The organism is Bacillus sp. BS98, from assembly GCF_008432245.1.
Lineage (GTDB): Bacteria > Bacillota > Bacilli > Bacillales > Bacillaceae_G > Bacillus_A > Bacillus_A toyonensis.
In genome coordinates this window covers 4798302-4812748 of record NZ_CP043830.1, presented here as the reverse complement: position 1 = coordinate 4812748, position 14447 = coordinate 4798302, and the positions used below count along the sequence as shown (strand labels likewise).

The 14447-nt window shown below is 33.8% G+C and carries 11 protein-coding genes; 10 read left to right on the top strand and 1 reads right to left on the bottom strand.

The features are described 5' to 3' along the window. Positions 1-197 precede the first annotated feature (197 nt). The 10 genes from F0362_RS25195 to F0362_RS25150 all read left to right on the top strand — a co-directional run bounded on the left by F0362_RS25195 (position 198) and on the right by F0362_RS25150 (position 12940). On the top strand, positions 198-1520 hold the full coding sequence (locus F0362_RS25195; protein ID WP_149890015.1) for a TniQ family protein: 1323 nt from the start codon (positions 198-200) through the stop codon (positions 1518-1520). A 10-nt stretch (positions 1521-1530) separates the two neighbouring features. Then, entirely contained in the window at positions 1531-4194 is a 2664-nt protein-coding gene (locus tag F0362_RS25190; protein ID WP_149890014.1) for a TnsA endonuclease N-terminal domain-containing protein, read from the top strand. A 7-nt stretch (positions 4195-4201) separates the two neighbouring features. Beyond that, entirely contained in the window at positions 4202-5347 is a 1146-nt protein-coding gene (locus tag F0362_RS25185) for an AAA family ATPase (protein ID WP_149890013.1), read from the top strand. Positions 5348-5351: 4 nt separating this feature from the next. Further along, positions 5352-6287 (top strand): TniQ family protein, encoded by a 936-nt coding sequence (locus F0362_RS25180; RefSeq protein ID WP_149890012.1) that lies wholly within the window; start codon positions 5352-5354, stop codon positions 6285-6287. 592 nt (positions 6288-6879) lie between these two features. After that, positions 6880-7557, top strand: coding sequence for a response regulator transcription factor (locus tag F0362_RS25175; RefSeq protein WP_000815822.1), 678 nt, complete (start codon positions 6880-6882; stop codon positions 7555-7557). 385 nt (positions 7558-7942) lie between these two features. Continuing rightward, positions 7943-8959 (top strand): siderophore ABC transporter substrate-binding protein, encoded by a 1017-nt coding sequence (locus F0362_RS25170; protein ID WP_000749444.1) that lies wholly within the window; start codon positions 7943-7945, stop codon positions 8957-8959. A 19-nt stretch (positions 8960-8978) separates the two neighbouring features. Continuing rightward, a complete protein-coding gene (locus tag F0362_RS25165) occupies positions 8979-9995 on the top strand; it encodes an ABC transporter permease (protein WP_000041828.1) in 1017 nt (338 codons plus the stop codon). Continuing rightward, positions 9992-11056: an iron chelate uptake ABC transporter family permease subunit gene (locus F0362_RS25160; RefSeq protein WP_000631247.1), complete on the top strand. Its 1065-nt coding sequence runs from the start codon at positions 9992-9994 to the stop codon at positions 11054-11056. The genes F0362_RS25165 and F0362_RS25160 overlap by 4 nt, the downstream gene beginning before the upstream one ends. Beyond that, positions 11053-11805, top strand: a complete 753-nt coding sequence (locus tag F0362_RS25155; protein ID WP_000590045.1) for an iron ABC transporter ATP-binding protein — start codon at positions 11053-11055, stop codon at positions 11803-11805. Before F0362_RS25160 ends, F0362_RS25155 begins: the two co-directional genes overlap by 4 nt. 769 nt (positions 11806-12574) lie before the next feature. Next, positions 12575-12940 carry a YxeA family protein gene (locus F0362_RS25150; RefSeq protein ID WP_000871137.1) on the top strand — a complete coding sequence of 122 codons (366 nt, stop codon included), beginning with the start codon at positions 12575-12577 and terminating at the stop codon, positions 12938-12940. A 168-nt stretch (positions 12941-13108) separates the two neighbouring features. Here F0362_RS25150 and F0362_RS25145 read toward each other — a convergent pair whose 3' ends face one another. Next, positions 13109-14389, bottom strand: a complete 1281-nt coding sequence (locus F0362_RS25145) for a purine/pyrimidine permease (protein ID WP_001037029.1) — start codon at positions 14387-14389, stop codon at positions 13109-13111. Positions 14390-14447: the final 58 nt, after the last annotated feature.

Genomic DNA, 14447 nt, shown 5'->3' with positions numbered 1-14447 from the left:
TTACAATAGTACAACTCCTTGTAAAGAATATAACAATTTAATGACTTTAAAATGATCCAGTCCATTTAATTATATAACGCCGCTAGTTTTTATAACAAGGATTAATAAATATTCAATTTAGAAAAATCAGTAGTTTATATAAATATATTAGTGTCCATATTTGTAATAGGATATTTTAAAAAAGTGCGGTGTTAAAAATGGGATATATCTATTCGCAAAGGAGTCAGCTATATGGTTTAAAACCTATTGGTATAAAGACTCCTTATGTTGAATCTTTAACAAGTTACTTGATTAGGTTATCAGAAGCACATCAAGTTTTTCCCTCATCATTAATCTCTTACGTTATTGCTCCAATATTGAATAAAGAATTTCTTATCTATAGTACAACTAGAGGTGGAAATAGATTTTATGACGGTGCAAAGACAATGAATGGTTTTGGAAACAATGCGTTAGATATGGTAGGTGCTTTAGAGAAACTAACAAAGATACAGCAATTAGGTATATTGACGTTGGCATCTATAAAGGAAGTAATACCATTACGTTATTTATTAAAAAATCATCTCTCATGGTGTCCAACATGCTACGAAGAACAACTTAATACTGGGAATGCCATTTATAATCCTCTGTTGTGGGGCCTTGAAATGGTTAATATATGTTCAAAGCATAAATGTAAGTTAGAAACTGAGTGTTTTTTATGCCATAAAAGGATTCCGATTTTACACAGGAAAAGTCAAAATGGATATTGTCCTTATTGCAACGAGTGGCTTGGAAGAGAAACAGGCCTTAGTAAACATTCAGACGAAAATGATTTTGATTATAAAATAACTTTAATGGCAGAACAAATTATAAAGCATAAAGAACAAATCGAAATTTCAGCGAGTAAGCACCAAGTCATTAGAAACTTAAATCATCTTGTTAATATTTATACAGAGGGAAATATGCAAGAGTTTGCAAGAAAATTAAACTTAGCAAAGACGACCTTGTGGGATTGGTGTAATGGAAAAGCTTTACCTCCATTGTCTAGGGTATTGGGAATATGTTACTTATTTAATATTTCGTCAGTTAGTTTTTATATCGAAGATATAAGTGTAAAGAAAGAGCAAATAGCTTTCAATGCAGAGGCTTATGCGAAAGATACTAAAAAAAGAGGAATAAAATTTGATTATGATACAGCTTTATCTATACTCCAAAAATATGCTCACCACTCAGACACCAACATATCAATGAATGTACTAGCTAAACAGTTAGGATACTCCAAAAGAACGCTTTACAAGCACTTCCCCAATTTGTGTAAAGCCATTTCAGCAAAGAACGCAGGTGTTATTAAAGAAAGGGCGACTCAAGTTTACGTTAGTAATTGCCTGATAATTGATCAACATGTTGAAAACCTTATACAACAAGGTGTATACCCTAGTAGACGAAGAATTGAAGAAATGGCAAATAAGCCAGGGTTACTAAAGGACAAGAAGCTAAGGGATTATTTTAAGGAATTGATAGAAGATAAAACTTGCTCAGGATAGGAGGTAGATTATGCTAAGTGAACAGGAATTTCAAAGTTGGTGTACACTGATGGATTTCACGAAAGAAACGATTGAAACTGTCCAAAAGATTAGAACATCTCCTCCCTCTCGAAGCGTAAGAAGCTCAAAATATAATGTAGCTGGAAGATATCCTAGTAAAAAAATGGGGATGTCGATTCAATTTGAAAGTCACACCGTGGAGTTAGCTGCTATTTATTTAGCAGAGTATGATGACGATGTACTCGAATATTATGACCAGCCTATTACTTTAAAGTTAGATTATACTCGTGAGAATGGGCGTAGAATATCGTTTTTTTATACTCCGGATTTTTTAGTATTAAGAAGAGATGGTGTGCAGATTGAGGAATGGAAAACAGAAGAACAACTAATCAAGCTGTCACAAAAAGATCCAGTTAGGTATTTTAAGGATGAGGAAGGGCGTTGGCGATGTCCGCCAGCTGAAGTGGCAGCCAGCCAAATCGGCTTGGAATTTTGTGTGAGAACATCGGCTGAAGTGAATTTAAACTTATACAGGAATCTTATATTTCTAGAAGATTATTTGAAGAATGAAAGTTATACAGTATCTGAAGAAAAGAAAAGTGAAATAAGAAATATTCTTTCTTCCGAATTAGGAATGAAACTAGCAGAATTGCTTGTCTCCCTAAAAACAACAGATGCTGATGATGTATATACTTTGGTAGCTACAAATGAATTGTATATAGATTTAGAGCAATACATCATTGCTAAGTCCAGTGATGTCCCGGTCTTTTTAAGTGAACAGCATAGTACAGCTTTTAAAAGTATCTGTTCAACAAAACCTGAAAACACTTATCCAGTAACAGCCCTTACTGTAAATATTAACTCAACTGTTATGTGGGATGGAGTTACATGGATAGTTATAAATATGGGTTTCAAATCGGTTTATCTTTATTCAGATGAAAATAGTTTTTTAGAACTACCAAAAATGTATTTTGTTGAATTACTTAATGATGGCAAGGTAGTGCCCGAAGATAAGAAGAGCGGAAGTCGAAAGTATGCACCCTATCTGGACATTTTATTAGAAGCGGGACCAGAAGAGCTAGCAATAGCTAATAACAGAATGGATTTAGTTAAGCGAAAGCTAAATGAAGAAAAGATATCTAGTAACGAAACTTCTGAACGGACTCTTAGGCGTTGGATAAAAGATTATAAAGAGGGACAGCAATTATATGGAAGTGGATATATAGGTTTACTTCCAAAGCACCAGCAGAAGGGGAATAGAGATCAAAGGCTTCCGGCAGAAACCATAACCTTAATGGAAGAGGTAATTGAAAATGAGTATGAAAACCTTAAACAAAAAAATAAGATTATTGTATACGGACAATTAGTTAATCTCTGTGAAAGTAAAAACATCCTAGTGCCTAGTTATAAGACTTTTTGTGCAACAGTTCAGAATAGAAATCGCTATGAACAAGTCAAAAAGAGGCAAGGAGATCGGGCGGCTTATAAACATGAATCATTTTATTGGAACTTGGATCATAGTGTTCCACGACATGGGGATAGGCCATTTGAGATAACTCATATAGATCATACTCAGCTAGATGTACAGCTCGCATGCTCTAAAACCGGTAAAGTATTAGGGAGACCATGGCTGACATTCTTAGTAGACGCCTATTCCAGAACTATTCTGTCATATCATATTTCATTTGAATCGGCCAGCTATAGATCGGTTATGATGACTCTAAGAGAATGTGTACGTAAGTATCATCGATTACCACAATCTATTGTAGTGGATGGAGGAAAAGAATTCCATAGTATTTACTTTGATACATTTACAGCTATGTATGAAATTAATAAAAAGGTAAGGCCGCCAGCCAAATCTAGATTTGGTAATGTAATTGAGAGATTATTTGGAACTTCAAACTCTAATTTTATTCATAACTTACAAGGGAACACTAAAATCACAAAAAATGTTCGCCAAGTCACTAAAAAAGTGAATCCAGTGAATCATGCCGTGTGGAGCTTGGAAGCCCTATATGAAGCTTTAGAAGGATGGATAACAGCGGTATATAGCGATAATGTACATCCAGGTTTGGAAGGACAGACTCCTGACGAAGCGTTTAATGAGGGAATATATAGAACAGGAGAAAGAAAATTGGAGTTCATTGCGTATGATGAAAATTTTATAGTCACGACTTTGCCGTCTACAAGGAATGGAGTCGCTAAAGTGAATTCTCGCACGGGTGTGAAAGTCAATTATATAAATTATTGGAATCCCTCATTTAATAGTCCGGTATTGGAAAACCAAAGTGTACCTGTGAGGTATGATCCATTTGATATAGGTATGGCGTATGCTTATGTAAATAAAAAATGGATAACTTGTACATCAGAGTATTACCATGTGCTAAAAGGAAAAACAGAGCGAGAGCTAAAACTGGCTATGGAAGAGATTAAGAAAAGAAAGCAAAATCATGCAAAGGGCTATACTGTTACAGCTAAAAAAATTGCTGAATTTATTAATAGTATTGAGGAAAAAGAGAAACTAATGGCAGAAAATATGAAGAGAGAATTGTCTTCTAAGAGGGATCAGAACGAATTTAAAGAACAATCCCCTTCTTCTATTTCATCAAAAGCCAAAGAGTTATTGGAAGATATGGAGTTTCAAGAGTTTGATATATATAAGAAAGGAGGGTGAAATTAAGATGGACAAATATGAAGATAATCGGAAAGAGTCTTCATTGATTGAACAAGATAAAAAGCTAAAGCAATTTGAAAGTCTTGTGGTAGAACATACTATAATTAAACAAGTCAAAGAACAGCTTATATCTTGTATCCTTAATCCAGCAGGAACCTTTATCTTTTTAGTTCTTGGGCCAAGTGGAGTAGGAAAAACAACTTTAGCTCAAGTGTTAGAAGACTATTTTATTGAACAAATGAAGGAAGAATTAGTAAAGGATGGAGGGAGAATCCCTATAGTAAGAACTGAAGTTGTTGGATTTGATTCTGGGAAATTTACTTGGAAAGATTATTATTATCGAACTTTAGAGGCATTACAGGAACCTCTTATAAATCATAAGGTTATTATCGAAAATCAAAAGGAGAAGGTGCAAAATCCTACAGTTAACTATCATAGAAAATCTACTTGGTATGCGTTAAGAAGCTCTCTTGAGAATGCATTTAAGTTTCGAAGACCTGTAGCTTGTATATTGGATGAAGCGCAACACTTGTTAAAAGTATCAGGTTCTAAAAGTTTACAAAATCAACTAGATACTATTAAGTCTTTGGCAAATCAAACAAAAGTACCTCATATATTAGTCGGTACATATGAATTAAAAGAATTTTTTAATTTAAGTGCTCAACTTAGTCGGAGGACAATTAGTATACACTTCCCAAGATATAAGGCAAATAATGAAGATGAATACCGTACATTTCTATCGGTGATTCGTATGTTGCAAAAAAACATGCCTTTAGAAGAAGAGCCTAATTTACTACAGCATGCAGATTTTATTTATGAGCGTACATTGGGGTGTGTGGGTATATTAAAGGATTGGTTAACCCGTTGTCTGGGTGATGCTCTTCATAATCAAAAAAGCACTATTACAAAAGAAATACTACATAAATATGCTATGCCAATCCAGGCTTTAGAAATGTTGTATGGGGAAATTGAACAAGGTGAAGCTTTATTTGCTGAAAATGAACAACATAGAATAAATTTATTATATAAAATAGGATTAAAAGAGAGAGAGGAAAAGGAAGTGAGAAAAACAGTTGCAACTAGAGCACGTAAGGTAGGAATACGTAATCCAAAAAGAGATCCTGTAGGCAAACAAGATTACATGGAAGGATAAAAATATGGATATATCTAAAAAGCCAACAGCTAGTTATTTCTATTCTATAAAACCTATAAATATTGGTACTCCAATGGTTGAATGTTTAAATAGTTATCTTAAAAGACTTGCGGAGGCACATAATGTTAGATTAAGAACTCTTGTTTCTCATATTATTTCTTTACATAAAGAGAAGTGCAGCTTACCTTCTAAAGGATTTCCACAGACAAAATTTGTGAATCATGGTATGGCAGGAAACACTTATTATAGTATGGCTCCAAATACGTCGATAATCGCCGAATCTTTGGAACCATTAACGTTACAAAAAGGTTTTAAGTATATGACGATGCTGACTTGGAAAGGAGTTATACATTCCAGAGGATTATATAAATCTTATAAGAAGTGGTGTCCTCAATGTTTGGATGAATGGAAGAAGGATGATGAAGAAATATATGAACCATATATTTGGTATTTAGATTGTGCCACTGTATGTTTGAAGCATAAAAGAAAATTAGAAGTGTTGTGTCCTAACCCAGCATGTAAATTGGAACAAGTGGCAATTAAACATTCTCGAGGTTATTGTTATGCATGTGATAATTGGTTAGGGCAAAAAGAATATAATTCCTCGGAAAAGCAATATGAGATAACTCAACGGGATGAGTGGATGAATAAAAGTATAGGCGAATTGTTACAAGTAGCCCCATATATTGTTCCGCCGACAATAGAAGAAATTTCTTTAATGCTTGAACAGTGTGTAACGTTTTTTTTTCAAAGTGATCCTCATCTGTTTTGTAAAGAGGTAGGAATACATCATATGACTCTAAATGCAATTATACTTAGAAGACAAAGGATATCACTACCAGCACTATTATCATTAAGCGCATATACTAAAACGCCATTGCTAAAGTTATTAAATTTATCGTATAAAAGTTCTAATGAGCAAAATACCTCATGCTGCTAAGAGGTATTTTTTATTTGCTGTTTGTAGAATTTACGGTCAGCTTATGGGTTAATAATTAACTTACGGCCAATATATGCTTCCCATTCTGTTGAATAAATAGAAAATCATCTACAAAAATAAGTGTTTTCTGGCCAACTTATGCTTCCAACTGCGGCCAACTTATAGGTAAAGTGACATTTTGTGATATGAACCATAATTTTGCCAGGTTGGCGAGGTTATGGTTCTTTTTGTTTGTGGCAAAGTTATGGTTCTAAAAATAGAATGTATCTAATTTCTTGGTTCTTTCAATTACATCATCAATGCATCTTGTGTGTTATCCCTTAACTATCACAATTTTATCCAGTAAAAGCCTGATTGGTGAGGACTCATAAGCAGTGGGGGATGAACATCTCTATTTAATTAACACTTCGCTTTATTTGAATCTTCATATGTTTTGTGTTTTTATCCATACCTATTGTAAGATTATATAGAGTTCTCCTAATAAACTGTTTTAGTGGATTAATTAGGGGTTTTAAATTTATAAATCTTAAATTGTTTTTTGGGGATAATTTTTTATCTAAATAAGTTATATTGAAGTAGAGGTGAACCATCGGTGAAGCAGGTGTTGGTGATTAAAAATGAACGGTCTTCAGCAAAGAAAATTGTAAGCGGTCTAACGCAAGAAGGCTATTTCATTTTAAAACTTCACAATGAAAACCAAGGTTTAAATATAATATATGAACAAGATTGGGATATTATCATATTGGATTGGGACTCATTAAGTATATCGGGACCAGAAATTTGCAGACAAATACGACTTGTTAAAACGACACCGATCATTATTGTGACCGACAATATTTCTAGTAAGGATTGCATAGCAGGGCTACAAGCAGGAGCAGATGATTATATAAGAAAACCATTTGTGAAAGAAGAATTAGTAGCAAGGGTTCAAGCAATTTTAAGGAGAAGTGACTATATCCAGCAAAATGAGATGAATTTTTTTCAGTTTAAAGATCTCTTTGTTGATGCATCTAGCAATATTGTGAAAAAAGGTGGCGAAAATCTCTCACTTACTAAGCGCGAGTATGATTTACTTGTATTTTTAATTAAAAACAAAAACACAATATTGAGCCGTGAGATGCTTTTGAATCAAGTTTGGGGATATAACGTAGTAGTAAATCCAAATGTAGTAGATTTATATATTGGGTATGTAAGAAAAAAGTTAAAGTGCGAGAAGAAAGACAGATATATTCAAACGATACATGGCAGAGGCTATTCAATGATTGACTGATAAAAATAAGATAATAAAAAACGAGTAAAACTATTTCATTCCGTTTTACTCGTTTTTTTATTAAATGTGATAATCAAATAGTTTCTTAGAAGTATTAAAAGACGTAAAAAAATGGATTATGAAAATATTAGCTATTAATGAGCGTGTTTTGTAGAGGAAATCATGGTTAATCAACACGCCTGACGTCACATATTACTTTTTATGCCTGATTTTATGAATTCACACCATTCACAAGATTTTCACAGAATTAATGACTATACTAATTAACAGGATGTTCAAATGAAAATGATTATCAATAGCGATTCAATTGAATAAAAGTTACCTTCTAATTCAATCTATGGATGTCATCATTTTCGAAATAAATCACACTATAAGGAGTATACATATGAAAAAATCTATGCTTTTAAAATTAGTGAGTATTCTAGCAGTTTTCACTTTAATGTTAGTAGCTTGCTCAGATTCAAGTAAAGAAACTTCGAAGGCTAATAATAAAGATAATGGTAGTGATAAGCCAAAAACGGTTGAAATCACTGATGCTCATGGAACTGTTAAAGTCCCTGTAAACCCAAAGAATGTAGTTGCTTTGGATAACAGAACTTTTGAAACTTTATCTGATTGGGGAATTAAATTAGCGGCTGCTCCAAAGGATATCATGCCTGCTGATTCAGCATATAAAAAGGATGAAAAAGTTCAAAATATTGGGAATCACCGTGAACCAAATCTAGAAATTATTGCAGCTGCAAACCCTGACCTTGTAATCGTTGGTCAAAGATTTGCTGATCATTACGAAGAGATCAAAAAATTAGTGCCAAAAGCAGCTGTTATTGATCTTAATTTTGATGTTTCTGAGAAATCTACTACGCCTGGGAAAAACTTAGTAAAAGGACTTAAAGATTCTACAATTACTTTAGGGAAAATCTTTGATAAAGATAAAGAAGCTAAAAAATTAGTGGCTGATTTTGATAAATCTATTGAAACTGCAAAATCTGCTTATAACGGGAAAGATAAAGTTATGAGTGTTATCGTTACTGGTGGGAATATTGGTTTTGCTGCTCCACATTCTGGTCGTGTTTGGGGACCAATGTATGAAATTTTCGGTTGGGTTCCAGCACTAGAAGTTTCAAATTCTACTGCAGGTCATAAAGGTGATGACGTTTCTGTTGAAGCTATTGCACAAACAAATCCTGATTGGCTTTTCGTATTAGATCGTGATGCTGCAACATCTGATGCAGCTACTTCAACACCTGCTAAGGATGTTATTTCTAAATCACCAGCTCTTCAAAACACAACTGCTGTTTCTAAAAAACAAGTTGTTTATGCACCAGAAGATACTTACACAAATGAATCAATTCAGACTTATATAGAGTTGTTTGGAAATCTTGCAAAAACTTTAGCTAAGTAGTGTAAAGGAGTACGAAACAGTGTCAAAAAATATAATTTCTAGGGTTGAGAATATTTCTCAACCCCAGTTTTATAATCACAATAAATTATGGACAAAATCTTTTATAATAGCGATTATAGTTGTTATAATTTTAGGGATTATATCACTGTTTACTGGAGTTTATGATATACGTGGACAAGAGGACGGAATGGAGATGTTTTTCATAACTCGTGTTCCGAGAACAGTTGCATTAATGCTTACTGGAGCTGCAATGGCGATGGCAGGGCTCGTCATGCAACTTATTACACAGAATCGTTTTGTTGAACCTACTACAACGGGGACTATTGAATGGTCAGGCTTAGGCCTGCTTTTTGTATATTTATTATTCCCTGCCCCGACTTTAGTGCAAAGAATGACTGGTGCAATCATTTTTTCTTTTATAGGAACTATGATTTTCTTTTTATTTTTAAGAAGAGTTAAACTTCGTTCGTCTTTAATTGTCCCGATTATTGGATTGATGCTTGGAGCAGTTATTTCTGCAGTGTCTACTTTTTTGGGACTCCTTTTTCAAAAGACACAAAGTATTGAAACTTGGTTCGTAGGTTCATTTGCTAACATTCAGGTGGGAAGATATGAATATTTATGGCTGATTGTTATCATTACTTTTCTTATTTTTATGTATGCTAATAGATTGACTTTAGCTGGACTAGGAGAAGATGTCGCAACAAGCCTTGGAGTTAATTACAATAGAATTGTTCTTTTTGGGACTGGTCTTATCTCTGTTGCAGTTGGAATTGTTGCAGCTGTTATTGGACACTTACCTTTCTTAGGATTAATTGTGCCAAATATCGTTTCAATGTTTAGAGGTGATGATCTTAGGAGTAATTTACCTTGGGTTTGTGTGATCGGAATGGGATCAATAACTGCCTGTGACATCATTTCTCGAACAATTATACAGCCTTTTGAATTACCTGTTTCTTTAATACTTGCAACAGTGGGAGCAGTCGTGTTTATTACTATTTTATTGAGACAAAGAAAACCAAGGAGGCTACGATGATCACATTAGAATATAGAAAAAAAGAAAATGTCGAAATCGATTCTAGCCTTCATAATGAAAGTAGATCAGCTAGCGCTTTTCGTTCTAAGAAGGAAGCAAGACGTTATTGGATTTTACTGATAACATTGATTGGTTTAGGTCTCCTTTCTTCATATGGACTTTTAGTGTATAACAATCCAGTTCCGATAGATTCACCATCTTTTATCCCAGTTGTTAAGAGAAGGATAGTAGCTATTGTTGCAATGATTATTGCTGCGGTTTGCCATAGCTTGTCGACAGTTGCTTTCCAATCTATTACGAATAATAAAATTATTACTCCTTCACTTTTAGGTTTCGAATCACTTTATTCAGCAATTCAAACGAGTACAGTATTCTTCTTTGGTGCTAGTGCGTTGATAAATTTTAATGGAATTGGATCATTTTTATTCCAAGTTGTTGTTATGGTCTTCATGAGTTTGATACTTTATGGATGGTTACTTTCCGGTAAATACGGGAATTTACAACTTATGCTTTTAGTTGGAATTATTATTGGTACCGGGCTAAATTCTGTGTCAACTTTTATGAGAAAACTACTTGCGCCTTCAGAATTTGATATTTTACAAGCAAGATTATTTGGTTCTGTTAATCATGCAGATCCTGCATATTTTCCTATTGTAATTCCTATGATCATAATTGTAGCAGTATTAATTTTTGCTCATTCTAAGAATTTGAATGTTTTGTCACTAGGAAAGGATGTTGCTACTTCTTTCGGGGTTAAATATCAACCTAGTGTAATTTATACGCTTGTATTAGTAGCTATTTTAATGTCCATCTCAACAGCTCTAATTGGGCCACTTACTTTCTATGGCTTTTTAGTAGCAACTTTGAGTTATCAGGCGGCGTCAACTTATGATCATAGATATATTTTTCCAATGGCTTTTGCAATAGGATTTTTGATAATGACGAGTGCATACTTTTTAATGTATCATGTATTCCATGCTCAAGGTGTAGTTTCAGTTATTATTGAATTATTTGGTGGAATCATATTCTTAACTATAGTTTTAAGGAAGAGGGCTTTATGATAAAAATTGATAACGTTAAAAAGTTCTATAGTGATAAGGTAAAAATAGGACCTTTGGATATTGAAATACCAAAAGCAGGCTTTACTTCTTTAATTGGACCAAATGGCGCTGGAAAGTCCACGACACTTTTGATGATTGGAAGACTCTTAGATATGGATGAAGGTCACATTCAAGTAGCAAATATGGATGTTTCTGAATCCAAATCAAAAGACTTAGCAAAAGTTTTGACTATATTGCGACAAGAAAATCATTTTGTAACTAGGCTTACTGTTAGACAACTAGTTGGATTTGGGCGCTTTCCTTATTCAAAAGGAAGATTAACGAAAGAGGATGAATCTATTATTTCTAAATATATCGATTTTTTGGATTTAACTAATTTAGAGAATAGATATTTAGATGAACTTTCTGGTGGTCAAAGACAAAGGGCATATGTAGCGATGGTATTGTGCCAAGAGACGGAATATGTACTTTTGGACGAGCCTCTGAACAACCTTGATGTTGCTCGTTCTGTTCAAATGATGGAGCATTTGAGACGTGCAGCTAATGAATTTGGAAGAACAATTTTGACAGTTATGCATGATATAAATTTTGCGGCTAAATACTCTGACAAAATTTGTGCTATGAAAGATGGTCAAATTGCTGCTTTTGGAACAGTAGAAGAGGTAATGGATCCAACACTTTTGACAGATATTTTTGAAACAAAAATAGAAATTATCAAGGGTCCTTATGGGCCAATCGCTGTTTATTAGTTACAAAATGTATACTGTAGCTTGCGTAAATTATGCTAGCTACTCTAGTTGAAGTTGCTGTCTGTATTTTATAGGCAGCAGCTTTTTTTATGCGATTGCCCATCGTGATAACTCTTAATTTTTCTGGCTGTTGGTAATAGCTCCACAGATATGTCATTACTCCCAGTCCTGCGACGTGTTGAACACTCGGACGGTGAATGTAAGGGAATCATTATATTCTGGTTTGGTTATCCACTCATAAGCTAACACAATTGTGTTAGACAAAGTAGGTCTCGTCCGTTCTCATATAAGAAGTTGTGATGTAGTTAGGATTCGGTATAGTGTGTCTACATGTAAGGGAGAAGTAGCTTGTTACGCTGCAAGATAATCCTTAGCGTATATTTTCGTTAAAATGTGGGCGGCAGCCCTGGTAGAAAAGAAAAAAATAAAAAGATAAGTGGAGACAAAATTGCTGAACACCTTATGCAAATAATCCTGTGAGATTGGCGTTTACGGCAATAATATTCAAATTACAATTTTATATGATAAGAACCATAACTTTTCCAGGTTGGCAGGGGTATGGTTCTTTTGTTTGCGAAAAAATTATGCTTGCTTTGTAAAATGATAAAAATGTTTTAATCCAAAATGATAGGATTACAAAAGTGTAATGTGGGTGTAAGGAAACTGGATTGTACCCTCTTTTTAGATAAAGCATACTTAAAGTAAGGAAGATTTATATGTGAATGAATATAAATTTTACAAGTAGGATAGAAAGGTTAGGTATTATCATATGAAATGGATCATTAGGATTTTTGTGTTATTAGCTATAATAGGAGGTGCTTTCTACTATCTGAAATCAGGTAATGGGTACTATTCAACTAAAGAATATTATGTAAAGGTAATGACTGATTCTACAGTAGAAAACGAAAAATTGAGTAATGGAGAAATTCTTACGTATCATGTTTACGATGAGAAGGTGTACGATAAAAAAGGGGAAGAAAGAAAACTGAAAATTTCCGTGCAAAATAAATTGGAAAAAAATCAATATTATTTGATTGATTGGGAAGATCGCCGTGGGATTGTTTCTAAAATAGCTAAAGTGGATCAAACAAAAATAGATAAGAGTATCTTAGATAAATTGAACGGAAATTCATAATATGTCAGGACAAGCTAAACCAATAGCTGTGTTAACATAAAGCTTTATAAGCAAAAGATATTGTAGAAAAATAAGAGAGGTTATTATAAAACAAAAGGGATCAACCGTCTGGTGTGATCCCTTTTTGTTAGGACTGAGCAAGGAGTATTATTGCATTGTATAAACCCTTTACTCTTTCCAAAACTGTTCTAGCAGAATACTGATCATAGTGCCTACGAGTAATCCGTTACTTAAAACATATTGTAAGGAAGAAGGAATACCGCTAAATGCACTTTCTGGAAGAAACATTATTCCTAAACTGATTAATAATGTAATTCCTAATATAGTTAATCGGCGTTGATTTAATTCTTCACGTAAAATTGATTGAAATGAAAGGCCTATTACTTGGACAAATGTTGCTAAAAGTGCAGCATTAGCAATAGGGCCTGGAAGTAAGGATATAAAGCTTACAATTGAGGGGATAAAAGAAATTCCTGCTAATATGAGACTTGCTATAAGGAATGACTTCACTTTTCTTTGTCCTGTTAGTTGAATAAATCCTGCTGATGCAGGTAATGGTACAATTCCAATTGTAGAAAACAACGACGAGATAATATGTGATATACCTCCGACCCATACACCACGGTTCAGTGTTTGCTTTTCATTTTCTTTAGATAATGGAGCCACTTGTTTTACAGCCGAAATAGCAGCAATCGTATTTGCAACTAAAAGAAATGTAAATAAAATTGCAGTTAGAGTCATTCCAATATCGAATCTAGGCATGCCCCAAGCAAATATCTGTGGTAACTTAACTAACGGTGTGTGTGAAGGCATATGAGACGATTTTTCTAATAAAGCATACAAAAGCCAACCAAATGAAATGGCAAGTAACACAGCGTAACTTTTCATCCAGCCTTTCCCTTTAATTGATAAGAAGGTAACCATGGTAAAAACAAAGAGTGCAATAGTAGTTGTTGTATAATCAGGATGAGTTACAGATCCTTGTAATCCCATCATTCCTTTTAGTAACACACCACTAAGCTGAAGTGCTAAGATTAAAAGAAAAGTTCCTGTAACTAAAGGGGTAAATAAACGTAAGATTCGATGTACAAGCCCTGTTATACCAAGTACGAAGAGTAATATACCTGCAATAATTAACCCGCCTTCTAAAATTTGCAACACGTCTTTTGCACTTTGTCCCTGATGCATAGCAACTTGTCCCAGTATGACAAATATACTTACCCATGAACCTGCTGGACCATCTGCTATGGGATAGCGATGCCCAAACCATGCTTGTATAAATGAACTTACTCCCACGACTAAAAAAGTTCGCTGCATTAATGTTGAGATATCTTCTATTGATAAATGAAATATGCCACCAATAATGATAGGCAATGCAATTGCATTTGCTAATAGAAACACAAACCACTGTAGAATACTAAAGCTCGTATTAAAGTATTTTTTGTTCATATTATTCTCCTTTGTCGAAAAAGAATCTCATAGTAAAAATCCATCCTTTCTATACAGT